Annotated in this window: 23 protein-coding genes; 18 read left to right on the top strand and 5 right to left on the bottom strand. The window is 50.6% G+C overall.

Annotated elements, in window-relative coordinates:
- Positions 1-2: 2 nt before the first annotated feature.
- The 12 genes from NST07_RS22230 (at position 3) to NST07_RS22175 (ending at position 16,884) form a co-directional block, all read left to right on the top strand.
- Positions 3-1,832 carry a sensor histidine kinase gene (locus tag NST07_RS22230; protein ID WP_341379124.1) on the top strand — a complete coding sequence of 610 codons (1,830 nt, stop codon included), beginning with the start codon at positions 3-5 and terminating at the stop codon, positions 1,830-1,832.
- Positions 1,829-2,854 (top strand): substrate-binding domain-containing protein, encoded by a 1,026-nt coding sequence (locus tag NST07_RS22225; protein ID WP_341094410.1) that lies wholly within the window; start codon positions 1,829-1,831, stop codon positions 2,852-2,854. The genes NST07_RS22230 and NST07_RS22225 overlap by 4 nt, the downstream gene beginning before the upstream one ends.
- Before the next feature lie 134 nt (positions 2,855-2,988).
- Positions 2,989-4,038 carry a galactose ABC transporter substrate-binding protein gene (locus NST07_RS22220; RefSeq protein WP_341379123.1) on the top strand — a complete coding sequence of 350 codons (1,050 nt, stop codon included), beginning with the start codon at positions 2,989-2,991 and terminating at the stop codon, positions 4,036-4,038.
- A gap of 91 nt (positions 4,039-4,129) precedes the next feature.
- Entirely contained in the window at positions 4,130-6,091 is a 1,962-nt protein-coding gene (locus tag NST07_RS22215; RefSeq protein WP_341094407.1) for a WG repeat-containing protein, read from the top strand.
- 290 nt (positions 6,092-6,381) lie between these two features.
- Positions 6,382-7,146, top strand: coding sequence for a CAP domain-containing protein (locus NST07_RS22210; RefSeq protein WP_341094405.1), 765 nt, complete (start codon positions 6,382-6,384; stop codon positions 7,144-7,146).
- Between the two features lie 206 nt (positions 7,147-7,352).
- Positions 7,353-8,243 (top strand): phosphotransferase, encoded by an 891-nt coding sequence (locus NST07_RS22205; protein WP_341094403.1) that lies wholly within the window; start codon positions 7,353-7,355, stop codon positions 8,241-8,243.
- A 317-nt stretch (positions 8,244-8,560) separates the two neighbouring features.
- Positions 8,561-9,502 (top strand): GDSL-type esterase/lipase family protein, encoded by a 942-nt coding sequence (locus tag NST07_RS22200; RefSeq protein WP_341379119.1) that lies wholly within the window; start codon positions 8,561-8,563, stop codon positions 9,500-9,502.
- 52 nt (positions 9,503-9,554) lie between these two features.
- Entirely contained in the window at positions 9,555-10,535 is a 981-nt protein-coding gene (locus NST07_RS22195) for an ABC transporter ATP-binding protein (RefSeq protein ID WP_342480195.1), read from the top strand.
- The gene (locus tag NST07_RS22190) at positions 10,528-11,517 is read left to right on the top strand and encodes an ABC transporter permease (RefSeq protein WP_341094398.1); all 990 of its coding nucleotides are present in this window, start codon (positions 10,528-10,530) and stop codon (positions 11,515-11,517) included. Before NST07_RS22195 ends, NST07_RS22190 begins: the two co-directional genes overlap by 8 nt.
- A 68-nt stretch (positions 11,518-11,585) precedes the next feature.
- Entirely contained in the window at positions 11,586-13,568 is a 1,983-nt protein-coding gene (gene parE / locus NST07_RS22185; protein ID WP_038594314.1) for a DNA topoisomerase IV subunit B, read from the top strand.
- A 239-nt stretch (positions 13,569-13,807) separates the two neighbouring features.
- Entirely contained in the window at positions 13,808-16,249 is a 2,442-nt protein-coding gene (gene gyrA / locus NST07_RS22180; RefSeq protein ID WP_341094395.1) for a DNA gyrase subunit A, read from the top strand.
- 203 nt (positions 16,250-16,452) lie between these two features.
- Positions 16,453-16,884, top strand: coding sequence for a MarR family transcriptional regulator (locus tag NST07_RS22175; protein WP_038594308.1), 432 nt, complete (start codon positions 16,453-16,455; stop codon positions 16,882-16,884).
- Between the two features lie 54 nt (positions 16,885-16,938).
- Here NST07_RS22175 and NST07_RS22170 read toward each other — a convergent pair whose 3' ends face one another.
- The gene (locus tag NST07_RS22170) at positions 16,939-17,685 is read right to left on the bottom strand and encodes an RluA family pseudouridine synthase (RefSeq protein WP_342480194.1); all 747 of its coding nucleotides are present in this window, start codon (positions 17,683-17,685) and stop codon (positions 16,939-16,941) included.
- A gap of 3 nt (positions 17,686-17,688) precedes the next feature.
- The gene (locus NST07_RS22165) at positions 17,689-18,552 is read right to left on the bottom strand and encodes a class I SAM-dependent methyltransferase (protein WP_342481967.1); all 864 of its coding nucleotides are present in this window, start codon (positions 18,550-18,552) and stop codon (positions 17,689-17,691) included.
- Between the two features lie 293 nt (positions 18,553-18,845).
- Between NST07_RS22165 and NST07_RS22160 the strand changes: the two genes are divergently transcribed.
- From NST07_RS22160 to NST07_RS22140, 5 genes are all read left to right on the top strand, one after another.
- Positions 18,846-19,709 carry a helix-turn-helix domain-containing protein gene (locus NST07_RS22160; RefSeq protein ID WP_342480193.1) on the top strand — a complete coding sequence of 288 codons (864 nt, stop codon included), beginning with the start codon at positions 18,846-18,848 and terminating at the stop codon, positions 19,707-19,709.
- A 102-nt stretch (positions 19,710-19,811) separates the two neighbouring features.
- Complete coding sequence (locus NST07_RS22155) at positions 19,812-20,177, top strand: VOC family protein (RefSeq protein ID WP_038594299.1); 366 nt, start codon at positions 19,812-19,814, stop codon at positions 20,175-20,177.
- A 169-nt stretch (positions 20,178-20,346) separates the two neighbouring features.
- Positions 20,347-20,799 carry a flavodoxin gene (locus NST07_RS22150; RefSeq protein WP_342480192.1) on the top strand — a complete coding sequence of 151 codons (453 nt, stop codon included), beginning with the start codon at positions 20,347-20,349 and terminating at the stop codon, positions 20,797-20,799.
- A gap of 2 nt (positions 20,800-20,801) precedes the next feature.
- A complete protein-coding gene (locus NST07_RS22145) occupies positions 20,802-21,581 on the top strand; it encodes a hypothetical protein (protein ID WP_342480191.1) in 780 nt (259 codons plus the stop codon).
- A 99-nt stretch (positions 21,582-21,680) separates the two neighbouring features.
- On the top strand, positions 21,681-22,064 hold the full coding sequence (locus NST07_RS22140) for a helix-turn-helix domain-containing protein (RefSeq protein WP_342480190.1): 384 nt from the start codon (positions 21,681-21,683) through the stop codon (positions 22,062-22,064).
- Between the two features lie 56 nt (positions 22,065-22,120).
- Here the strand turns inward: NST07_RS22140 and NST07_RS22135 are convergent, their stop codons facing one another.
- The 3 genes from NST07_RS22135 to NST07_RS22125 all read right to left on the bottom strand — a co-directional run bounded on the left by NST07_RS22135 (position 22,121) and on the right by NST07_RS22125 (position 24,651).
- The gene (locus NST07_RS22135; RefSeq protein WP_342480189.1) at positions 22,121-23,191 is read right to left on the bottom strand and encodes an SDR family oxidoreductase; all 1,071 of its coding nucleotides are present in this window, start codon (positions 23,189-23,191) and stop codon (positions 22,121-22,123) included.
- 220 nt (positions 23,192-23,411) lie between these two features.
- Positions 23,412-24,263, bottom strand: a complete 852-nt coding sequence (locus NST07_RS22130) for a GNAT family N-acetyltransferase (RefSeq protein WP_341094384.1) — start codon at positions 24,261-24,263, stop codon at positions 23,412-23,414.
- A gap of 85 nt (positions 24,264-24,348) precedes the next feature.
- On the bottom strand, positions 24,349-24,651 hold the full coding sequence (locus NST07_RS22125) for a GNAT family N-acetyltransferase (RefSeq protein ID WP_231578304.1): 303 nt from the start codon (positions 24,649-24,651) through the stop codon (positions 24,349-24,351).
- Between the two features lie 201 nt (positions 24,652-24,852).
- Here NST07_RS22125 and NST07_RS22120 point away from each other — a divergent pair, with 201 nt between their 5' ends.
- Positions 24,853-25,755 (top strand): helix-turn-helix transcriptional regulator, encoded by a 903-nt coding sequence (locus tag NST07_RS22120; protein WP_342480188.1) that lies wholly within the window; start codon positions 24,853-24,855, stop codon positions 25,753-25,755.
- Positions 25,756-25,808: the final 53 nt, after the last annotated feature.

Below are 25,808 nucleotides of genomic sequence, written 5' to 3'. Positions count from 1 at the left end.
CCATGAACAGGCCGAAGGCTTATTTTTTTCCGCTTCGCCCGCAGCAAGACAGACGCGGCAAAACAAGGATATCCTCCAAACTGCGGAGTATTCAGCTTATCATTACGGTGTCGTTCACGGCGATTACGGTGCTGGTTGCGGTGATCGTCAGCTTCATGCTGTACAACAAGTTTGCGAAGACAGCCGAGGAGAATGCCAATCTGAATATGCAGCAGATCATAGAGCAGGTGAATTATAATCTGGAGCTGTATGTCAAAGGAATGAGCAATATTTTTGAGACGGCGGAGGAACAGGTCACGACCAGTGCCTCTATTGATTCCCCGCTGCTGTACGAACGGATGGATACGCTGATGAACAGCAGAGAAGACTTGGTGTCGGTCGCCGTGTTTACGCTGCAGGGGAAATATGTGGTTGGGACCCCGGGCCAGAACATGCGCCTGAATACACAGCTGGAAAGTCAGAGCTGGTTCACCACCGCCAAAAAAAGCTCGGAGATTTCCTATTCCGCACCGCATATCCAAAATTTATTCAAGGGGCGCTATACCTGGGTTGTCTCCATCAGCAAAATGATTCAATACAGAGAAAACGGAGAATTGAAAACCGGCATCCTGCTGATCGACTTCAACTTCCGGACGATTGATGAGCTGAGCCGGCAGGTCAAGCTTGGCAAAAGAGGATACGCATACATTTTGGACTCGCTGGGCAATATCGTTTATCACCCGCAGCAGCAGCTGATTTATGCCGGTCTAAAGTATGAGAACGTGGAACCGGTGCTGGAGTATGCTTACCGCAGCTATCTGGATGAATCAACAGGAGAGAAACGTTTTATCACCGTACGCACGCTGGCCGAAACCGGCTGGAAAATCGTTGGTGTCGCTTATTACGATGAAATTGTGACTACGAAACGGGATCTGAATCAATTTCTGGTCTGGTTTCTGGCCGCTGTTATTCTTGGCGTCATTGCTGTCTCCGTCTTCCTGTCCTGGCTCATTGCCAGTCCGATCCGCAAGCTGGAGCGGACCGTCAAGCAGGTAGGTGAGGGTGACCTGAATACTCCGATCAATGTCAGCGGCGCTTATGAGGTTGAACAGCTGTCGCGGCGCTTTAACCTGATGCTCCAGCGGATCCGCCAGCTGATGGACCAGATTATTTATGAGCAGGAGACCAAGCGCAAAGGTGAGCTTGAAGTACTGCAGTCGCAGATCAACCCGCACTTTTTGTACAACACGCTGAACTCTGTCATCCGGCTTGCCGAACGGGGCAAAAACGAGGAAGTGGTCACGATGATCCAATCGTTGTCGAAGTTTTTCCGGATCAGCCTGAGCAAGGGGAATAATATTATTACCGTGCAGGAAGAGCTGGACCATATCCGCCATTATCTTGTCATCCAGAGCTTCCGCTTCAAGAATAAATTCCGCTTTGAAATCAAGGCGCAGGATGAGGTGCTCCAGTACCAGACGATCAAGCTGATTCTGCAGCCGATTGTAGAAAATGCACTGTATCACGGGATTGAAATGCTGCCGGACGAAGGTCTGATCTCCATTAGTGCCGAGCTTCAGCATGGCTTAATTGTCATCACAATCAGCGACAACGGTCTAGGAATGCCGAGGGAAATGCTGAATATGATCTTGAGCGGCGGGACCAAAAGCGGCAGCGGCTCTGGTGTAGGCGTGCGGAATGTGAATGAACGGATCAGACTTTATTACGGACGCGAATTCGGTCTTGCATTTGAAAGCGAGCTTGAGGAAGGCACAACGGTCACTATTACATTCCCGGCAATCCAAACCGCAGAGGGGCCGGAGCCGCAGAAGGAGGATGAATCATCTCCATGAGAAGCAAACGATTGTGGCTGATCCTGCTGCTATGTCCGGTGCTGTGGCTGACGGTCACTTCCTGCTTCAATACGTCTCCCGCCGCTTATATCAGCACCAATAAAACGCATAATATTGATATGATTGTCAAGATGAACAAAGGGGATTACTGGAACACGGTTAAGCTCGGTGCTGAAGCCGCCGCCAAGGAATTTAATGTCAAGCTGACGTTCAAGGCACCTGATTCTGAGAGTGAGATTGATAAGCAGATTACCATGGTTGAGGATTCTATTAATCAAAAGGCAGAGGCGATTATTTTGGCAGCCAGCAGCTATATGGGATTGGCCCAGGTAGTGGATCAGGCCGCCTATTACAAAATCCCTGTTATTTCCGTCGATGCCGAGGTTGGTTCGGCCAGAGTCAAAGCCTACGTGGGTTCAAATGGCTATGAAGCCGGACAGAAATCAGCGGAAAGACTGATACAGCTGTTGAACGGATATGGTGAGATTGGAATCATCAATTTCACCAACTCCTCTCAGAACGTGCAGCCGGAATCCAGCGGACCGATTGATTATGGAGCCCGGGACGCAGAAGAAAGGGAAAAGGGTTTCCTGAACTATGCGGCCCGTTATCCGAATGTTAAGGTCGTGCAGATTTCCTACACCTCCTCGAATACAGCCAATGCGGAATCATTGACCCGGGACATGCTCCAGAACCATCCCGATTTGCGCGGAATCGCCACATTGAATGAAACGGCGTCGCAGGGTGCGGGCAAAGTACTGCAGAATCTGAAGCAGCATAAGGTTAAAATGGTGGCCTTCGACAGCTCTCCCTCGATGATGGAAATGCTTCAGGACGGAACCGTCCAGGCAACTGTGATCCAGAATCCGTTCAGCAACGGTTATCTGGCCGTGAAATATGCAGCCCAAGCCCTGGAAGGCATCGACATTCCGGAGCGTGCGGATACTGGCACCAAGCTGATTGACCTGGAAAACATGCTATGGCCCGAGAATCAAAAGCTGCTGTTTCCTTTTGTCCGGTAGCATAGGGAACTCATTAGAATATTTATTGAATACAGTAGGATTTTATATTCGCAACTGTGCTTTTTTCAGGCATAATGATGTACCTGGGACAGATCCGGCATGAGAAAGATTTACCCTCGGGAGGTCAATTAGTGATGAAAAAAAAGTCTTCCGTTTTATTCGCCGTGTTGCTGGGTGCTGCTATGTCCGGCTGCGGGGGCAGCCCTGCGAATACCGGCGGCAGCGCTGAGGCAATCCCTGGTGGTACCGGCTCAGCTCCAAAAATTGGTGTAGCCATTTATAAATTCAGCGATACGTTTATGGCCGGTGTCCGCAAATCGGTTGTGGCGGCAGCTAAAGGCATCGCAGCTGTGGACATTGTAGACAGCAAAAACTCCCAGCTTACGCAAAATGATAAGGTTGACGTTTTCATTACCAAGGGATATAAAGGCATGCTGATTAATCCGGTTGACCGCACTGCCGCAGGCGTCATCATCGACAAAGCAAAAACAGCCGACATTCCGGTTGTCTTCCTTAATCGTGAACCGTTTCCGGAAGATATGAAGAAATGGGACAAGGTGTATTATGTAGGCGCCAAAGCGGAAGAATCGGGCACCATGTCCGGCCAGATTATCGCGGAATACTGGAAATCCCATCCAGAAGCCGATAAGAACGGCGACGGAGTGCTTCAATATGTCATGCTGAAGGGCGAGCCGGGACACCAGGATGCCGAGCTGCGCACCAATTATTCCATTCAGGCGATTGAAGATGAAGGTATCAAGGTCGAGAAACTGGCGGAAGACAGCGGAATGTTCGACCGGGTGAAGGGCCAGGAGAAAATGGCGGGCTTTCTGAAGACCTGCGGAGACAGGATAGAAGCTGTGCTTGCCAACAACGACGATATGGCCCTCGGTGCAATTAAAGCTCTAAAAGCTGACGGATATTTTTCCGGCGGGAAATACATGCCGGTAGTTGGTGTAGATGCGACAGCTCCGGCCGTTAAAGCACTGAAAGAGGGAACCATGCTGGGTACTGTGTTAAATGATGCCCATATTCAAGGCAAAGCAGCAATCCAACTTGCGGCGGTTCTCTCTAGAGGCGAAGCGCCAACCAAACAAAATATTGGTTTCGATATTACCGATAACCAGTATGTATGGATTCCCTATAAGAAGATTACCAGAGACAATGTCGCCGATGTCGAATAATTAGGAAAGCGTCAGACCTTACAACCACACACCATTTCTCCCTTGACCACATATCCTATAGGCAAAAGCCCTTGTAAAGGAGAGCGACGGGATGCTGAGGATTAAGCTGAATGAGCTGGCGAAAGGAACGGATAACAGCCTGCTGCAGACGGAAGTGTGGAGATGGGACGGGATTGGCTGGAATGAATGTATTCCTCAGCAGGAAGAGGATTTCATCCGTGCGGATGATGATCTGTTCGTAACGATTCCTGCAGAAGCGGGTTTGTATCGGGTAGATTACTCCAAAAAGCCTGTAGAGGCGCTTTATTTCCTGCCTGAGGTGGATGACAGCGAGCTGCGGGCGGATTTGCTGCACCCCGCTCCTTTTAAGCTTAAAGAGGGGACTCGTTGGGGGTACATCAACAATGAAGGACGGACGGTTATTGAACCAAGGTATGAATATGCTGAGGATTTTCAGGAGAACGGCCTGGCGATTGTGCAGCGCAACGACAAGAGCGGCCTGATTGACAGCTCCGGGCGGGAGAAAGTGAGACCGGCCTATTCCTTTATTGCCCCTTTTTCAGAAGGCCGTGCTGTGGTTTCCGATGCCAAAGGCTATACGTTGATTGACGAAAGAGGCAAGCAGGTTACAGCAGCGCGTTATGATTACTTAAATTCGCTGCATGAAGGGCGTGCGATGTTCTCCAAACAAAGTACAACGGGTACTTCCCACTACGGATATCTGGATGCCCAGGGAAAGGAAGTACTGCCTGCGGTTTACGAGGACGCCAGTGATTTCATGAACGGAACGGCACTGGTCAAGCTGGGCGAAAGGGAGTTTGCGCTGATAGACCCGCAAGGCACCGTGCTGCATACGTATAAATATCCATTTGTAGGTTATCCGGGGGATGGCCTGCTGGCATACCAGGCTACCGAGAACGGTAAATACGGATATCTGCGGATAGACGGAAGCATCGCAATAGAGCCGCAGTATACAGCTGCCCTGCCATTTTCTGCGGGAAGAGCGGTGATCAATACGGCAGAGAATTATGGCAACGCCTATGGCCTGATTGACAAGCAGGGTAAGCTCGTAGTCCCGGCCCAGTATTATGAAGTTCAACAGCTGGGTGAAGACCGGGTGGCATTGGGTACACCAGTGTATCCAGACGAGCCTTACCGCGGTTCCCGTTATGCTATCGCTGATGCGGTAACCGGCAGAATCCTCAGTACTCACCCCTTGCTGGGTGTGAACAATTATCAGAATGGACTCGCCTCAGTGTTTGACGCCACAGATACCTATTTCATCGACAAAAGCGGAAAAAAAGCAGCTCAGCCGCCTGTAATTGCCGGTTCAGGCACACTTTCCTTCAGCGGAAGTCTGATCAGGGCTGACGTGGATCAGCGGACAGCCTATTACGACCGGCGGGGCAATCAGGTATGGAAGCAAAATGGAGTCATAACGCTCCGGCCGCCTTATTCAGTGCTGGAGAAGAAATACAAACCGAATAGAGACTATTTAGTGTATTATCCGGTTATCGAAGGGATCGCAAACTCCGAGGTCTCCAGAGAAGTAAATGACAAGCTGCGCAGCCTGTCCCTTGCCGAAGGAGCGGGGACCGGTGAAGGCACGCAGGATTACAGCTATACCGGGGATTTTGCCGTCTCCTTCTTCCGCAAAAATCTGCTAGTCCTGGAATTGAGCGGCTACAAGTACCCTTTTGGCGCTGCCCATGGCATGCCTACCCGGATTTATGTTCATATCAATTTGCGCAACGGCAAGTTTTATGCTCTTCGTGACCTGTTCAAGCCGGGCAGCAAATATGTGGCGAAGCTCAGCGCAATTGTCGGCAAACAGATTACGAACGATCCCCAGTACTCCTACGTTTTTCCGGACACCTACAAGGGGATTACGGCGGATCAGCCCTTTTTTGTTGATGAAGAAGCACTGTATCTGTATTTCGCTCCTTACGAGATCGCCCCGTATGCTGCTGGTTTCCCGACATTCCGCATTCCTTATGCAGAAATCATGGGTCTGATCTCGACCGAAGGCGAGTTCTGGCAGTCTTTCCATTAAGCTTCCAGCAACAAAGATAACGTCTTAACCTGTACAGAATGTACAGCGAAGTCAATAGGAGGCTGCTGTCCTGATTAGGATGGCGGCTTTTTTGTTGGTATTGGAGTAGAAATGTACAAGCCGTCTGCTTGCCTATCTGGCAATCTATTAATGTAAAAATTTAGAAGCGCACAGCTGAGAGATTTATGCTACAATGACTGAGGAACAGATTACAACTTTGTAATATTTGGAGCCTATTACTTCGGCCGACAGCAACATAACAAATACATCATGAACAAGGAGATGGCAGAATGAAGAGCAAAACTTTAAGAGCAATGATAGGTGGAAGTGTGGCGGCAGTGATGGCGCTTAGCATTTCTCTTCCAATACAGGCAAATGCAGAGGCAGGCAATACTGCAACTGGAGCACCAACTAATTTCGCACAATTCATGCAATATTTTAACCAATATAGCCTTAAGGGATTTCCTTTTTCCAATACGACAGTGACAGTTTACAAATCTCAACCGGTTGTTGTTCCGACAAACACACCTGCACCCGTTGCTACAGCTAAACCAACAGCGACACCTGTAGCGACAGCTGCACCAACGGCAACACCAGTAGCAACGCCTGTAGCGACAGCTAAACCAACGGCAACGCCAGTAGCGACACCAAAACCAACGGCAACACCAGCAGCAGTCAGCACTCAAGAGTCCTATATCCAGCAAATCGTTACGCTTGTGAATAAGGAACGTGCGACAGCAGGGCTGTCTCCGGTCAGCGCTTTGGAAAGCCTGAACAAAGTGGCCGCAGCTAAAGCAACCGATATGCGTACGAATAACTACTTTTCGCATACATCCCCGACGTACGGATCGCCTTTTGATATGATGGCCACTTTTGGCGTTACTTATCGGGCTGCCGGGGAGAACATTGCAATGGGCCAGAGAACTCCGCAAGAAGTAATGACGGCCTGGATGAACAGTGAGGGACACCGTGCCAATATTCTGAGTGCGAACTTTAACTACATCGGCGTAGGTTTCGACAACAATTACTGGGTTCAGGAATTCATCGGAAAATAAACCTTATGAAAAGTACAAAACCCGTTCTCCGGCATTGCCGGGGGCGGGTTTTGTATTGTTTAAGATCTTGAAAAGTTTACTGATATTGATATGTTAGAAGAATCTTAGTTATGGAGGTTTGCGAAATGTGTTGTGAGGCTTAAAGTGATCAGTTATACGTTTCGAATGAACACTTCCCCCCCTTGTTTAGCTTGAGAGGAGCAGCAATGGATAAAAAATTAATTGATTTCAAGCAGAAAATTGCCGAGTATTTTCCTCAGATGAATATTACCTCAATAAAATCCGGCTTTGACCATGGATTGCATAATGATTTGATTCTTGTGAACGACGAATTAGTGGTGAGGTTCGCAAAAGATGATGCTGCAAAAAAGCTGCTAGAGAATGAATACAGGTGTATTCGCCTCTTAAAGGACAAGACAAACGTGCCTGTACCCGACATGAGCTGTGTTGATTACGGCGTCGTGTGTTACCCTTATATCCACGGTCAGCCATTATTCCGTCATCGCCTCTTTCAGCTCGATGCCGCGGAGCAACAATCAATCATGGAGCAGATCGCGGATTATATGAAACAAATTCACACAATACCTTTGGCGGAAGTGAGGAGGGCAGGCATTGCAGTTTCCCTGGCATCCACAGACGATCCATCTGAACACTATCAGAATATCATGAATGGTTATGAACGCATTAAAAGGGAATTATACCCCCACATGAGACCCTATACGAGATCTTGTGTGGATGCGGCCTACAAAGGACTAGAAAATGGTTCCGAGTGGTTTGACTATACGCCATGCTTAATCCACGGTGACTTGGCTCTGGAGCATTTTATTCTTGATGAGGATTATAAGAATATCACAGGTATTTTGGATTTTGGTGTTGCAGGAACCGGCAATCCGGCGCATGATATGGGCGTATTACTGGATGGACTGGGTGAACGCTTTACGTCGCTAATGTGTCCTGTTTACCCCGATTTGGATATAGTTCTATCACGTGCTAGAGTGGGACTTTGCAGTGCCGGCTGGCATTTACGAGGGAATGATACCGGCGATATATTCTGGCATTTGACGCATCTCATGACGGCAAAAGATATTCATTATTGATTTAACTTCTTTTCCCGGAACCGAAATAAAGAAGCAAGGACACTCTCCTTGCTTCTTTATGCTGTGATCTGATTGATATAGGGGCAGCCCGCAGCTTGCCGATTAAGAGCTGGCTCAAAGGAAAAGACCATATTTTTTTTGAGAAAAATATGCTTTCAATTGATATAATAGACTATTAAGGACAAAAACCGCCAAATTTCGCTTGAGCGGTGGATATTTGCAAATTAAGTATAGAAGAATTATGTTTATCTACATAGTTAAGAAGTTTGTAAAATGTGGAACACTGGAGATAAGAACTGGCATACGGAGGGATGGCTTTGAACGACTCAAAATGGACCTGGCGCACTGTGAGCCTGATTTCCATAGCAGCAACGTTAGTTTTGATCGTTGGGTTTGGATATGCGGTGAACGATATTATATACCCGAAGGGTGAAGTTCTTTCAACCTCTTTGCCGCAGGAAACACCGGTTCCCACGGCGGCAAGCAGCGATGAAGTGAAAATATTGGCACTTGGCGACTCTTTGGCCAAAGGCACTGGTGACAACACCGGAAACGGTTTTGTAAAGCGGACACTGGACGGTCTGTCTGCTGGCGGAGGCAAGGCGGAGCTGCTTGGCAATATGGGCATCAACGGGCTGACAACCGCAGGCCTGCAAAGCAAGCTCAAAGAAGAAGGTGTTCGGTATGCCTTGCGGCAGGCCAACGTCGTGCTGGTCTCGATTGGGGGCAATGATTTGTTCAGGGACTCGGATATAATGGGAACGGGCAGTGCAGAACAGGGGACAACCTCGACGGAGACAGGGAGCCCTACGGACATTGCTTCAATGCCTGGAGCAGATCCTTCTGAAACAGGGACTGCGAGCGGGAAGACCGGCTCATCCGGGACAACCGTTCCTTCGGCAACTGAAGATGAGGTGACGCCGGAGTCGCTGCTGGCCGCGCTGCCAGACGCTTCGAAACGGCTTGGCGGGATTCTGGAGAGCATTGCCGAGATCAATCCGCAGGCGCAAATTTATTATGTCGGATTATATAATCCGTTTGGAGATATAGAGGATCTGCTGGTGCCCGGCAATCAAGCGGTTACCACCTGGAATAACGCGGCAATGGATATCATTAACACACACAGCAATATGACACTCGTTCCAACCTTTGATTTGTTCAACCGCCATCTGGATAAGTATCTTTCAAACGATCATTTTCACCCGAACGGCGACGGCTATCAGCGGATGAGTGAACGAATCATACAGGCTGTGCGCTAAGGATGTACTTCACCGCAAGTCAGAAATGATCGTAGCAAGGAGTTGTGAGAACATGGATAAAGACATAAGCGGAGAAGCCGGGACAGTTATTCTGTCAGTGGAAGGTGTCCGCAAAAAAATCGGCCGGAAATGGATCATTGATGATGTTACCTTCAACGTGAAGCAAGGGGAAATCTTCGGTTTCCTTGGACCCAACGGGGCCGGCAAAACAACTACAATCCGTATGCTTGTGGACCTGATTCGCCCAAGTGAAGGAAAGATAACCGTCTGCGGCTATAACGTTAACCGTGAACCGGAAAAAGCGCTGCAATATGTTGGCTCGATCGTAGAGAATCCGGAAGTGTATACCTATCTGACAGGCTGGGAGAATCTGCAGCATTTCGCCCGCATGCAGCCAGGCGTGGACAAGGCGCGAATTGCTGAGGTAGTGGACATTGTCCGGCTGGACCAGCGTATTCATGACAAGGTGAGCACCTATTCTCTGGGGATGAGGCAGCGGCTTGGAATTGCCCAGGCGCTGCTGGGCCGTCCCCGGCTGCTGATTCTGGATGAGCCGACAAACGGTCTGGACCCTAAAGGGATCAAAGAATTGCGCGAATTTATCCGCGAGCTTGCTGGGGAAGGTCTTGCGGTATTTGTATCGAGCCATTTGCTGAGCGAAATTCAGCTGCTGTGCGACCGGGTTGCGATTATCAGCAAAGGCCGCGTGCTGGCGGTTGGCGGGGTAAATGAACTGGTTGCGCGTAATTCCCCTTATGTGCTATGGGATCTGGAGCCTTTGGACAGGGCAAGAACGATACTGGCCGGACGTCCTGACATCAAGCTTCTCGAACTGGATGAGGTTACACTTGACGACTCTGTCATTGCCGGAATGGGCGCGAATTCCCTCATCACGGTCATGGATGAAGACCTGATTCCGGAGATTGTTGCCGTGCTCGTCACAGCGGAAGTGGAAGTTAGCGCCGTGCATAAAATAAATCCCACACTGGAACAGCTATTCTTGAAGCTAACGGAAGGTGAAACTATTGATTAATTTGCTTCCGCTCATCCGTAATGAGTGCCTGAAGATTATAAAAAAGAAACGGTTTTATGTTATACTGCTAATTCTGGTCGTACTTGTGCCTATGTTTACCTATGCACAGATGCGTATAGCCGAGCGCAGCCGGGACAAGTTTAATTCGGACTGGAGACTGGAGGTACAGCAGCAGATTACCGATAATCAAAATTCACTAGGCAGCGACCGGATTCCCGAGGAATGGAAGTCCTACCGGCGGATATTCGTCCAGCAGCTGCAGTATTATCTGGACCATGATGTCAATCCGAATGAGCCCAGCGGGGTTACCTTTACCCGCGAGTTCCTGGACAACTCGGTCTCCTTGTTCATTCCGCTGCTGATTATGGCAGTAGCCTCAGATCTTGTATCCGGGGAAAGGACGACCGGTACAATTAAGATGCTGCTGACCCGGCCGGTTAAACGCTGGAAGGTGCTGTTCAGCAAGCTGGCGGCGCTGCTGATGTTCGTCTCCTTGATTGTACTGTCGGTGTTTGCAATCAGCTATCTGATTTCGGGGCTTGTTTTTGGGTACAAGGGCTTTAATCTTCCTGTATTTACCGGGTTCCAAATCAGCGGAGATGCTGTGGATATGTCGGCTGTCCATTCCGTACCGCAGTGGAAATACCTGCTGATGCAGGGCGGATTAATCTGGTTCGTGAGCGTAGTCGTCGCCCTGCTGGCATTTATGGTGTCGGTGCTGGTGCGCAGCACAGCGGCAAGCATCGTGGTGATGATGGCCGCACTGATCGCCGGAACGATTCTGACCAATATGGCTTCGGCCTGGACGACGGCTAAATATTTATTCATGGTTAATCTGGGATTAACCGGGTATTTGGCCGGAACACCGGCACCGATTGAGGGGATGACACTGCCTTTTTCCATGGCTGTACTGGCCGTTTGGGGGATTTCTGCAGTAATCATTTCATTCGCCGTCTTTACGAAACGGGATATTTTGAATTAGAATGTACAAAGTGAACCAAAACGTTTGTTTGCATTTCATAGATAGAGAGAAAAGAAGGAGGAGCATGAATGCTCGAACAGATCGATATGTTTGCAAAAGTCTCTAAGAACGCCGAAACAGGCCGGACTGGATACGATGCTGACGACATTCAAGTGCTCGAAGGTCTGGTTGCGGTCCGCAAACGGCCCGGCATGTATATCGGCAGTACGAGTTCCTCGGGACTGCACCATCTCGTATGGGAAATAGTGGATAACGCCGTAGATGAGCATTTAGCCAAGTTTTGCTCGAAGATTGATATTACACTGCGCAAGGACGGTTCGGTTACCGTCATTGATAACGGCCGGGGAATCCCGACCGGGATGCATAAGACCGGAGTGCCTACACCGCAGGTTGTTTTCACGATCCTGCATGCCGGTGGTAAATTCGGCGGCTCCGGGTACAAGAAATCGGGCGGTTTGCATGGCGTAGGGGCTTCAGTTACCAATGCGCTGTCCGAGTGGCTGGAAGTCGAAATTTATCGTGACGGCAAAATCCACCGCCAGCGCTTCGAATATTGGGTAGATGCAAAGGGGAAAGAGCATGTCGGTGAGCCTGTTACCGGTCTTGAGGTGCTGGGAAATACGAATAAGACCGGTTCGAAGATTACCTTCAAGCCGGATATTCGCGTCTTCCCGAATGGCATTGCCCTGAACTATGATACCCTTGCAGAACGGGTGCAGGAGATCGCCTTTCTGAACTCCGGGCTGCGGATTAATCTAAGTGACGAGCGCAGCGGCCGCCAGGATGAATTTTTCTATGAAGGCGGAGCAAGCCAGTTCGTGCAGTTTCTCAATGAGGGCAAGGATGTGCTGCATGACGTCATCCATTTCAGTTCGGAGAAGGATGATATTGAGGTAGAGGTGGCATTGCAGTATAACGCAGGTTATACCGAAACGCTGGCCTCCTTCGTCAATTCGATTCCTACGCGCAGCGGGGGAACACATGAGACCGGCTTCAAGACAGCTTATACCCGCGTGCTGAATGATTATGCCCGCCGGACACAGCTGCTTAAGGAGAAGGACAAGAACCTAGAGGGCAATGATCTGCGCGAAGGCATGATGGCGGTAATCAGCGTCAAGATGTCCGAGGTAGAATTCGTCGGCCAGACGAAGGATCAGCTCGGAAGCGCTTCTGCCCGCAGTGCCGTCGACTTTATCGTGTCCGAGAACATGGCCCGTTTCCTGGAGGAGAATCCGCAGGTGGCGCAAAGCCTGCTGAAGAAATCCATCCAGGCCTCCAGAGCCCGTGAAGCGGCGCGTAAGGCCCGCGATGAAATCCGCAGCGGCAAGAAACGCAGTGAAAGCTCCAACCTGGGCGGCAAGCTCTCACCTGCGCAGTCCAAGGACGTTACGCGTACAGAGCTGTTTATCGTCGAAGGCGATTCCGCCGGAGGATCAGCCAAGCAGGGGCGTGACTCCAAGATTCAGGCTATTCTGCCGCTTAAGGGCAAGCCGATGAATCCGGAGAAGGCCAAGCTGCTGGACATTCTTAAGAATGATGAGTACAAGGCGATTATTTCCGCAATCGGTGCGGGAATCGGTCCGGATTTTGCCGTAGAAGACAGCAATTATTCCAAAATTATCATTATGACCGATGCTGATACGGACGGTGCGCATATTCAAGTGCTGCTGCTGACCTTTTTCTACCGGTACATGAAGCCGTTGATTGACGCCGGCAAGGTGTTTATCGCCCAGCCGCCGCTGTATAAGCTGACCCGCAAATCAGGTAAGCTGGAGACGGTACGTTACTCCTGGAGCGATGAGGAACTGCAGAATTACCTCAAGGAATTCGGCAAAAACTTCGAGCTGCAGCGGTACAAAGGACTCGGCGAGATGAATCCCGACCAGCTGTGGGAGACGACGATGAACCCGGAATCACGCACGCTGCTTCAGGTGCAGATTGAGGACGCCGCAAAGGCGGAGCGCCGCGTATCCACGCTGATGGGCGACAAGGTCGATCCCCGTAAGCGCTGGATTGTCGAAAACGTCGACTTTACCGAATTTGTAGAGTAGTGTGCAAGTGACGATTATCCCGATTGTTAAAAAGAGATTGGTGATCTGAGGAACGAAGGGAAGTTTGGAACTGCAGAAGCGTCAGCGTTCGCCTTTATTCTCGAATTTCACCCGTAAAGCGGGTCAAATTGAAGAAATTCGGGAATAACAGCGATCGGAAGTCCAAACATTCCCCGCAGTGACAAGGGATCACCACACTTTTTTTAGGCGGGCAGTTTGAGGAACAGAAGGTGAGCCAAGTGAGCAGTTTATCAGAACAATTTTCACCGGCTTTTCTGGAAGAGGTCGTCGGTGACCGCTTTGGCCGGTATTCCAAATATATCATTCAGGACCGGGCGATTCCGGACGTGCGTGACGGGCTGAAGCCTGTACAGCGCCGGATTCTATACGCCATGTACGATTCCGGGAATACCCCGGACAAGCCGTACCGTAAATCCGCCAAAACCGTCGGGGATGTCATGGGTAATTATCATCCCCACGGGGATTCGTCGATTTATGACGGAATGGTGCGGATGGCGCAGCCTTGGAAGATGGGCCATGTGCTTGTGGACGGACATGGCAACTGGGGCTCAATGGATGATGATCCGGCAGCCGCGATGCGGTACACGGAAGCCCGCCTGTCGCCGATTGCCATGGAGATGATGCGCGACATCGAGAAGCGCACCGTGCTGTTCAAAGATAACTTTGACAACACAGCCAAGGAGCCAGTGGTGGTTCCTTCACGTTATCCGAATCTGCTGGTCAACGGAACGAGCGGAATTTCTGCCGGATTCGCCACGGAGATCCCGCCCCATAATTTGCGTGAGGTCATTGATGCCTGTATCGCGGTGATGCAAAAGCCGGAGATTGAGCTCGAGGACATCATGACATTTATCAAAGGTCCGGATTTCCCGACAGGCGGTACGATTATGGGCGGCGAAGGAATTATGGACGCCTACCGTACCGGCAAAGGCCGCATTTACCTGCGCTCCAAGACAGAGATTGAGAATCTGCGCGGCGGCAAACAGCAGATCGTTATTACGGAAGTGCCGTTCCAGATCGTGAAATCACGATTGGTCACCTCCATGGAGAACATCCGTCTGGAGAAGAAGATCGAAGGCATCGCCGAAGTCCGCGACGAAAGCGGACGGGAAGGCCTGCGCATTGTGGTGGAGCTGAAGAAGGAAGCCGACGCCCAGGGCGTGTTGGCTTATCTGCTAAAGAAAACCGACCTGCAGGTCACTTATAACTTCAATATGGTGGCGATTGTCAACAAGGCTCCGCAGCAGCTTGGCCTCAAGGCTATCCTGCAAGCCTATATCGCCCATCAGCGTGATGTGGTTACCCACCGCACCCAGTTCGACCTGGAAAAAGCAGAGGACCGCGCCCACGTCCTGGAAGGGCTTGTAAAGGCATTGAACATTCTGGATGAGGTTATCGCTGCGATCAAGGCATCGAAGAACCGCCAGGATGCCCAGAACAATCTGGTATGGATGTTCGGCTTCAGCGAACGCCAAGCCGATTCCATCCTTACCTTGCAGCTGTACCGTCTGACCAATCTGGAGATAAACTCGCTCCAGAAGGAACTGGACGAAATGCAGGCGCGGATTGCTATGTTGCGCGGCATCTTGGACAGCGACAAAAAACTGATCGCCGTCATCCGCAAGGAACTGCTGGAGATCCGTGATAAATACGGGATAGACCGCCGCTCGCTTATTCAGGGCGAGGTTGAAGAGCTGAAGGTCAGCCTTGAAGTACTGGTGAACGCCGAGGATGTGCTTGTCGCACTTTCGGCCGATGGTTACATCAAACGGACCGGAATGCCTTCGTTCACGCGTTCGGGCAGTGAACGCCAAGCCTCCGGTGTTAAGGAAGGCGACCATATCGTCAAGCTGCTGGATCTCAATACAAGGGACAGCCTGCTTGTATTTACCCGCAAAGGCCAATATTTCCTGCTTCCGGTTCATCAGATACCGGAATTCAAGTGGAAAGAGCCCGGCACGGCAATCGTGAACGTCATCAGCCTGGCAAAAGGGGATGGCATTGTCAGCGTGCTGCCGGTGGGCAATCTGGAGGAGCCTAAGGCGAGTCTGGTTTTCGTCACGCGTAAGGGCCAGGTCAAACGTACGGAGCTCAAGGAGTACTCTACGAGCCGTTCCGGAGCCGTGGCTGCCTGCAAGGTGGCTGATGGCGACGAGATCATTACAGTGGCGCTGAGCAGCGGAGACAAGGACATCGTGCTGGTGACCCGCGAAGGGATGAGCATCCGGTTCCGCGAGAACGAAGTCAATCCGATGGGCCGTGTGGCCAGCGGGGTCCGCGGTATTCAGCTTCGTGAAGGTGACGAAGTGGTTTCCTGCTTCTGGGTAAGCGAAGACGAAGGCGAAATACTGGTTGTCTCCGACCTTGGATATGCGAAACGGACACTATTAGTGGATTATCCGTCGCAGAGCCGTGGCGGCAAAGGGATGCCGACCTTCGAGTTCAAGGAAGGCAAACGGGTCAAACCGAACGGCAGCAGGCTGGCAGGGGCATTTCACTGTAAGGAGCCCTTGGAGTTAGTCGCCTTTACCCGTGATGGCTTGCATCATCAGTTCTCTTCTGAGGCTGCTCCGCTGGGTGATCGCCGTTCTACAGGCAAACAGCTTGTTCCGGTTGAGAAGAAGGATGAGATCATCACTCTTTTACCTGCAATTAAGTAATTCGTATGCACTGCAACAGGGCTAACATACAAAAGGCGTTTGACGGCTCCTCACGGGCTGGCCACAACGCCTTTTTGTATAGGTAAAGTAACGGATAACAAGGGTTTTGGTTATTTATTTTTTCGTTTTGCAGGAAATGGAATTTCTTTCTCGAAAATGTAGATATACCGGATTGAAATCCGCAGGGAAAGGAAGGAGTAACTGTGCATTCCTCAGAATTCAGTAAGATTTGGCATAAAATATTGAAGGACTATAAGCTACATATGGATAGCAAGCTTGCGCCTACGCTGACAGATGCCCAACTCACCGTGCTTGAATTGCTTCAGGAACGTGACGCAATGAAGCCTTCTGATCTGGCCCCCCATCTCGCGACCAGCCCGGCGGCGGTGACGATGCTGCTTGACCGGATGGAGAAGCATAATTTGATTGTGCGTGAACGCGATGCAGCGGACCGGCGGATTGTCTGGGTGAGCATCACGGAGAACGGACAGAAAGAGACCGAGCGCGGACTCCAGATCCGCAGTGATTTTTTTGCCGAAGCGCTTGATCCGATTTCTTCACATAATCAGCAGCTGCTGCTTTATCTGATGGGCAAGATGGCGGTTGCTCCAACGCCGGAAGGCTCTACACCCTGAACCTAAACTTGGATCTTATGAATACTTATATAAGCTCAAAAAACAGGCCATCCGTTAACGGATGGCCTGTTTTTGCAAATGCCGGGGCCACAGATTCCAGGGGAAAGTCTGCGGCGGCAGCGAGATAAGCTCGATTTCTTCTTTGGTAACCGGATGCGGAAAGCCGACCAGCGCGGACCAGAGGGCAATTTGCTGCCCCGGTCTGTTCACCGCCGAACCGTATTTCTGATCCCCGAACAAGGGACAGCCGATTCCGGCAAGCTGCACTCGGATCTGATGCGAACGTCCGGTAAGCAGGTCTATCTTCAGCAGAGTATACCCCTCCGCGCTGCCCAGCACCGTATAATCCAGAATGGCCTCTTTGCCGCCCGGTGTTCCTTTGCGGACAATGGTAACTGTATTGCTCTTGGCATCCTTGAGCAAGGTATTGATCAGACGGCCCTGGGAGGCCGGAGGCTGGCCGTGCACCACGGTCAGGTAGACTTTATGGAAGCTGTGGGTACGGACGCTTTCGGACAGCCGCGAAGCGGCTTTGGATGTCTTGGCGAAGATCATCGCACCACCGACTGGACGATCCAGCCGGTGAACGAGCCCCATGTACACATTACCAGGCTTGTTAAAGCGTTCCTTCACATCTTCCTTAAGCAGGTTGAGCAGGTCTGCATCCCCAGTAGCATCCTCCTGTACGGGGATATTTACGGGCTTCACGATGCCGAGAAGGTGGTTGTCCTCGTACAGAACTTCAAAACGGGAATTTCCCTCCCCGCCCACTCCGGCTGTACCGGAATTGTGTGCAGTCATGGCTTACGCCTCCCAGCGGCCCAAAATTCCGCAAGGCAGGTTCATCCCGGAGGAGGTAATCGGCAGTCCGATTTCGCCGGAGGTCAGCTTGCCGCCGTACCGTTTGCCCATCGTCATCGAGAGCATGTTGCGCAGAACGGTTGGAGAAATGCCTGTCGTATAGGAGTTAATGAGCATGAACAAAGGTCTGTCGCTCATGATTTGCATGCAGCTCTCCAGGAACGGGTACAGACTCGCTTCAAGCTTCCACATTTCACCGCCGGGTCCCCGGCCATAGGAAGGCGGGTCCATAATGATTGCATCGTATTTGCTGCCGCGGCGCTGTTCGCGCTGTACAAATTTGAAGACATCATCGGTAATATAGCGGACCGGACGTTCGGCAAGGCCGGACAGGGCCACATTTTCTTTCGCCCATTGGACCATGCCTTTGGCCGCATCCACATGGACTACCGAAGCTCCGGCGCTCGCTGCAGCCACTGTAGCCCCACCGGTGTAAGCGAACAGGTTGAGCACAGAGATCGGACGGTTCGCCTCAGCGATCTTGTCCATCATCCAGCGCCAGTTGGCCGCTTGCTCAGGGAACAGGCCAGTATGCTTGAAGTTTGTCGGACGCAGGTGGAATTTCAGCTTGCCGTAGCTGATTTTCCAGTCGTCCGGAATGGTTTTCTTCATTTCCCATTGTCCGCCGCCTGCCGAGCTGCGGTGATAATGTCCGTGCACATCCCGCCACTTCGCCGTCTCGCTGGCGAGCGGCCAAATGATTTGCGGGTCCGGGCGGCGCAGAATAATATCGCCCCAGCGTTCCAGCTTTTCTCCGCCTCCGGTATCAATAACTTCGTAGTCTTTCCAATCGCCTGCTATATACATATTTAATCCATCCTTCAAAAAATTCATTTAGCCTTTATTGTACAACATTTAGCCCGGGCCCTACAAACAAAAAGGTAACAAAGCTGCGACTCTTCTCATTTTGCCCATTTGGGGATGTGCGTATAATAATTCCAAATATAACAGCGGGTTAGGCCAACAAATGACAAGAAACTATCTGCTTCCCGGAGGGGTGCTGACGGCCGTTATTGTAGCGTTTCTGATAGTGATTGTGTATGATCAGGTTAAGTATGTTTATCGGAAGTTGAACAAGCACAGAAGGGGGCAGCAGCTTCATGTACAATCTGTCGGAGCTGTATTATCCGATTACGGCGAATCCGAAAGGAGCAGGGGAGATTCTGCCCTGCAAGGCGCTGCGTCCTTATATCCGCTGTTTCTGGGGTTCTTCGTTTCTGGAGGAAACATACAGGGGAGAGCCGGAGAAACAGCTTAATGATCCCTCGGCCCCCTCCCTTGGGGGAGAAATTATTATACCGGACAGCTGCATGGACATCATTTGGGAGTGGGATGAGCAGACGGGAGAGTCAGGCGGGATTTTTTGCGGGATTAACGATACGCCTTTTGAAGCCGGACAAGCTCACGATGATACGGGGAAAATCCGCTTCGCCATCCGCTTCCACTTCTGGGCCGTGCACTTGTTCGCCGATGACCATCTCAGGGAGGTCCTGAATATTCATACCGGAGTGGACCAATATTTCGGTTCCTTCCGCAGCGAACTGGGGGACAAGCTGCCGGGGACCCGTACTGTAGCAGAACGGATCGCCTTGGTGGAAGCTTATCTGCTGCGTCAGCTGGAGAAGATCCGGTACAGCAATGACGGCATGCTGAATGCTGTGTATGCCATCGTGAAGTCCAAAGGCGTCATATCCGTCGCTGCACTGGAAGGGAATTCGGGGTTTAGCAGCCGGCAGCTGGAAAGGCTTTTTCGTGAATATATCGGAATTTCGCCCAAAAAAACAGCCGATCTTGTGCGCTTTCAGAATGTATGGCTGGATCTATACCGTACACCCCCGCAGAATAGAAATATTCAGGATGTTGTATATAGCTACGGCTACAGCCATCAGTCCCATCTGAATAATAATTTCAAGAAATTTGCCGGCAGAACGCCGCTTGAAGCTCTGGCCTATGCACGGAATTAACATGTCGTTTTTTTGCAATACAGCGGCGGCCGTCACCAGTTATACTGTTGTCAGATGGCCAATGCGCCGCTAACCAAATGATGAGAATGAGAGGGATATACTATGATTTCTGCTTTTGAAGGCATCAATTTGTACAGCAAGGATACTGCAGCCTTGGCGGCATTTTATGCAGAGGTGCTGGGGATTCCCGTACCGTTTGAAGGCTATGGCAACTCTGACGGGGCGAAGATTGGCTTTGACAAGAGTCAGCCGGGCATCATTATCTGGGATGAGAATAAATGGGATAAGCTGACGACAGGAGCAGTCAATCTGGTGTTCTCCTGCAGCAATCTGGATGAGACCTATGAAACGCTCAAGGCAAGAGGATTGGATTGCCAACCGCCGGTTACAATGGAATACGGGGGTAAGGAAATGAATTTCCGCGATCCAGACGGCAATAGCATTACCTTGCTTGAAGGAGCATATTAAGTTATAGCAAGCCTCGATAATACAGAATCGACGATGAACGCGAACATCGACCGGACTCCCGGTCAGTGTTCGTGTTTTTATATATTGACAATGATAATCATTATCAAATAGAATGAGGTTAGTAAAAGTTGGTTTAAATTTAATGTTTACCTTGGGGAGGATCAGATTCATGGCTAAGGTGCTCGTGGCATATGCCAGCTTGACCGGCAATACGGAAGAGATTGCTGAGCTGATTGTGGAAGGAATACGCCAGGCAGGCGGAGAGGCCGTTCTGAAATCGGTCACTGACTGCAATGCGGATGAGATAAAAGCTTATGAGGGCGTGCTGCTTGGTGCCTATACCTGGGGTGACGGTGAGTTGCCTGATGAATTTTTAGATTTTTATGAGGAGATGGATGCTCTGGATCTGACGGCTTATAAGGCAGCTGTCTTCGGAAGCGGGGACACCGGATATGAAATCTATTGCGGGGCCGTGAATCAGATTGAGGAGAAACTCAAGGAACGCGGCGCAGAGATTGTTCAAGAAAGCTTGAAGATTGAATACGGTCCGAACGCTGCCGAGAAAGAGGCCTGCCGGAATTTCGGTCGTCAATTTATGGAAACCTGCGCGGCGGTTTCTTAAGAATGGGCGGCGCGGCAGGAGTTCAGGTGGCGGGAAGAAGGGAAGTGCCGGACGCAGGCTACAACCGGCTTAACGATTTCCGCATGGAGCATATCATGCTGGGCGGAGCCGGGGATCCTACCGGAGGGGCTGCGGCCACAAGGCTTCCGCGCTGGAGGCAGCAAGTCCAGTATGCAGTAGGGCATACCCTTAACGATTTCTACAGTCTGCAGCCAGAGGTGCGCAGGGAGACGCCTATCCAATTTCTGCTGGAGCGGCGCTGGCCGCCCAAAGGAACAGCTTTTCCTTCGCTAATGCACTATTGGGATATCAAAACGGCGGTGGCTGATGAGCTGATGCGCATTGTCTCCGGGAATCATACCCGCGAGGTGCCGGTGATGCTCTATGAGCAGTGGCATGTTCCGGTACCGGAGCTGGAGATCGACCTGGCGATGATTTTTCAACTGGCCTGGAATTCCGCAATGAATGGACGCTGCTTGAATATCCAGAAATTTATGGTGAACGGAAATGAGGATGTGATCACCGGATTTCTGCACATGGCTAATGTGTTCTGCCATAAGGCTTATGGAGAACCAGCTGAAACCATTGAAATATATACTTTGCTTGACGGCCGCCGGCATATCTTTGACGGAGCAGGTATACCGCTTGGCGAATCACTTGATTATGTGCGATTGTTGTCTGTATTCCTGGAGGGCGAAGCCATGGCACATCCTGCATTAAAATACGGCGAGCGCAGGAACGAGAAAAGTGAGGAATCCTTCGGAAGATACGGATTAATGTAATCCGTAACCAAGTGGACTATCTATCCCTTCCCGGAGCGCGATAGGCTTGCCAAGCAGGGGACATGAAGATATGGTTAAGGGCAGGAGGTGTTCCAGCCAATGCCGGAAACAATTAAAACCTATAACACCGCAGTGGAGGCGACGCTTGAAGTGATCGGAGGCAAGTGGAAGCCGGTGATTCTGTTCTTTCTTACGTTTGGCAAGAAACGCAATGGGGAACTGATGGGCCTGATGCCTGCTATTACACAGAAGGTGCTAACGCAGCAGCTGCGGGAATTGGAAGAGGACGGAGTCATAAAACGGACTTCTTATAATGTGGTTCCACCGAGAGTAGAGTATGAGCTGACGGAATATGGCTGGAGTCTAAAAGCAATTCTTCACCTTCTGTGCAAATGGGGCGATACGCACATTGAACGGGTGTACGGTGATCGGGCCATTGTATTGTCTGAACGTGAGTGGAATGATAAAACGGCCGGCCTCTGAAACAGGGACCGGTCGTTTCTCTTAAAAAAAAGGAAGCATATATACAAATGTATTGCTTAAGGGATAACCTTGGCTCTTCGGAGCCCGTCAAAAATATTCATGAACATACTCTCCGTTTCTACGAACTCATGGAAGCCCAAGCGGCGTGCTTTAGTACCGTCTGCAAAAAAATCGTAATCCCAGGAGAAGACAAAGTCCCCGAATGCCCACGATGATACACTCTGATAGCTGTTTTTTTCCAAGCCGTACTTCTCAACCATGTTATTCCACAGTGTCTCCTTGTCCTCCATGACTACAGACAGCGACATCTGAAGAGGCGGAGCCGTTTCAAGATTAAAATACGCGGCGATTTTGGGCCACATCTCACTCCAGCGGAACAGGTCGCCGTTCGTAATATTAAAAGCCTGATTAGCACAGCGCGTATCGGTTGCCGCCCATACGGTCGCTTTCGCCAGCAGCCCTGCGTCAGTCATTTCGAGCAAGCTATGATAGGCCCCGGGTTTACCGGGAAAACGCAAAGGCAACCCAAGCTCCTTCGACATGGAGGCATATATGGCAATAACGAGGGCAAGATTCATAGGATTGCCAAGTGCGAATCCGCCGACGACGGAAGGCCGCAGTGCCGACCAGGTCCATCTTTTCCCTTGCTGCCGCTCTTCAAGAAAGTTCTGCTGGTCAATATTGAATTCCGGCGGCATATGATTGGGATCGGTTTCCCTGGCAGGCGTTTTAAAGGGTCCAAGGTGAGCGCCATATACTTTATAGCCCTGCATAAGACTGATATGCTGCAGAGCATGGGCCACCGGCTCAATGACATCTACTACGTTAACCAGCATGGCGAGGTTTGGGGGGACAAGCTCCGCCCAGGTGGGCTTATCCTGATAGGCTGCGTAAAAAATATGTGTCACTTCCGAAAGGCTGCCTAACTTTTGGCGGACGTCCAAGGGATCGAGCAAATCGGCGGAAATGTAGCGGATGCGCTTAGTATTCTCTCCACCCCGGCGTGATACGCCGATAATGTCCCATTCGGGCAGCGTAATGAGATGTTCGATCAGATTGCGTCCAATCACGCCGCCTGCTCCAACAACGAGGGCTGTTTTTTGCGGTGTATGTTCTTTTGAATTCATATTCATTGTCCTCTCTCTGTGTATTGGATACACCCCAAGTATGGATCGCGGGAAGAGGGATGAATAGTACGCACTTTGAAGTCATATAGGAACCTGCAGGTAACATAAGGAGCTGGACTCACCGGCAATCAAGAAAGCCCCTTGCTGCTGGCGAAGGGTGCCAAGCGACAAGGGGCTGCTGTATGTTGTACTATTGTGCTGCTCTAGAGAGGCAGAGAATTCAGCCGGTATACCGGTAGTAATCCTGCTTGTTAAGAATTACGAATCCGCAGCTCTCGTATAACTTGAGCGCATTGGGATTGTCCAGTGAAACCTCCAGATTTACACTGTTATAATTGCGCCGCTCCCGCTCGATGGTCTGCAGCAGTGCACTGCGTCCGATACCGAGTCCGCGCAGCTTCTGGTCGACTGTAAATCCGTAAATCCAGGTTTCGTTATCCTCCGTGGACAGCCGCATCTTACCGGCAGGCTGTCCATTCATTTCAATGATGATATGCTCCTGCAGCCCTTCATGTTTATACATTTCATAAGCTTCGGCCGCGTCCTCTTCCGACATGTCAAAGCCGCCGCTGTCCAGCTTAATGAGGATGGATTCCTCTTCCTCGCGTGCGGGCCGCAGCACCACGGTACCGGCAGCAGAACTGGCTTCTCCGGAGCCTTGCGGCAAAGTGCTTCCATCCCATTTCATCTGGTATTCGGCATGATTGAAGACCAGCGGCAATGTCTGCAGGAATGCCGAACCCGAAGCTGAATTGGCGGGAGCATTCAGCAGCAGGGTGGTAACCTTTTTCTGCTTACTAATGCTCTGGGCCCGCATCCAAAGGGAGGTGAAGATTCCGCGGCGGCGGTAGCCCGGGCGGACCATGCCGCATATTTCCATTTCGCTGCCGAAACTGTATAGTCCGATGAAGCCGACCAGCAGCTCCTCTTCGTAGGTTACCAGCCATTCCGTTCCGCCGGCCGCTGAAGGCAGCCGCAGCATATCCCAATTCAATTTGAGGGAGATTCCCTCGTATTGCTCGCAGCGCTGCTGCAATTCTTCTATATCTTTTAAAGTGTCAGCTGTAGTCAAACCGTTTCCTCCTAAGGTTGTGGGCGCTCAGCGATGAAGACTTAGCTCCCATAGATTCATAGTATTTAAGGAAACGGGCATGGTCTTAAGACCGGTTTCCGTCTCCGCTGAGTACATCCGAGTACTCTTCATGTTTTTTGAATTGATGCGCAGCATAAGAGCACACGGGGACAATCTTCAAATCCTCTTCACGGGCCTTGTCCACAACTGCCCGTACAAGTTTTTCACCGGCACCTTGACCGCGCAGATCTTCAGAGACGTAGGTATGGTCAATGACCAGTGTTCCTGTAGCCTCTTCCAGTCTGTATGTAATCTCGGCAAGGTCCTTACCGTCGCCTGCAATATAGAAACGTCCTTCTCCTTGTTCAATCAGTTCCATATTCTTCACTCCTGCCTAAATGTAATGCCTTTATTTTACTACCCTGATTTGGAAAAAGCGAGAACTGTACACAATGAATTACTGTTTTCATGGAAGAACTTAACACCAGCTGGAAGGGGATGTGGAATGACTTGCACTTACGCTGCTTCATGCCCTAAGATTAAGACACTAACGCTGTAACGAATAGAAGTTGCATCAGGAGGAAAGCCCATGGAATACGAGATAGAGGTTCAGTTTGAGCCGATTTATGAGTTAGTAAACAGCATACATACGTTTATCTGCAAGAAATCCAATAAAAAAATTGATCTGGGTACCCCGTGGGCTGCCGAAGTGGCAGGCAAGCTTAGTCCAGGGCTTCTTAGTGCGCTGGAGGAAACAGATCTCGGGAATGACTGGAAGCTGCTGAACCTGCTGATCTATTTATGTCCGGCCAAGCAAAATGTGGAGAGTGCGCTGAACTGGCTGGAAAGTCTGTCGGTCGGTGAAATATACGAAACCCTTGCCGGGCATGTTAGTGTGTTTCCTGTCCAGATGGAGCAGTTCCGCAGCCGGATGACCTACCTGTTAACCGAATGGAACCGGCAATACTTCAGCACCAGTGATCCCGCTATCCTCGCCAAGCTGCAGGAGCATACGATGGAACGGAACCGGGAACTCAAGACAAACAATACTTCCGATTTTGTCAACAAGACAACCAATGGTTTCTATTTCTTGCCGGGGGACGGACTGCGCAGACTGGTGCTAATCCCGCAGTTTCATTTTCAGCCTGTCAACATTATTTACAACTTCGGCACTTTGACCATTTGTCATTATGCAGCGAGAATTATGCTCACAGATGAGGAAATATCACCCTTCATGTACAGGACTCTACGCAGTCTGGGTGAAAAAAGCCGGCTGAAGATTCTTCAATCGGTCGGCGGAGAACGCAAAACGTTCACGGAAATCGTAAAGCAAGCGGGAATCTCCAAAGGGATCGTACATGATCATATTTTCAGTCTCCGGTGTGCCGGCCTGCTACATGCCTACGTCGAAGGGGAGAATGTCACCGCATACAGTCTTCGTCTGGAGGGGATTCACCGGATGAATGAGCAGCTTTTTAAATATTTGAGTTGAACCCGGAACACCCTATAATCCTTACAAAGCCAAGGTATTCTCTGCTGAAGAGA

The organism is Paenibacillus sp. FSL L8-0340, assembly GCF_038593145.1.
Classification (GTDB): domain Bacteria; phylum Bacillota; class Bacilli; order Paenibacillales; family Paenibacillaceae; genus Paenibacillus_AQ.
This window is presented reverse-complemented; position numbering and strand designations above follow the sequence as displayed.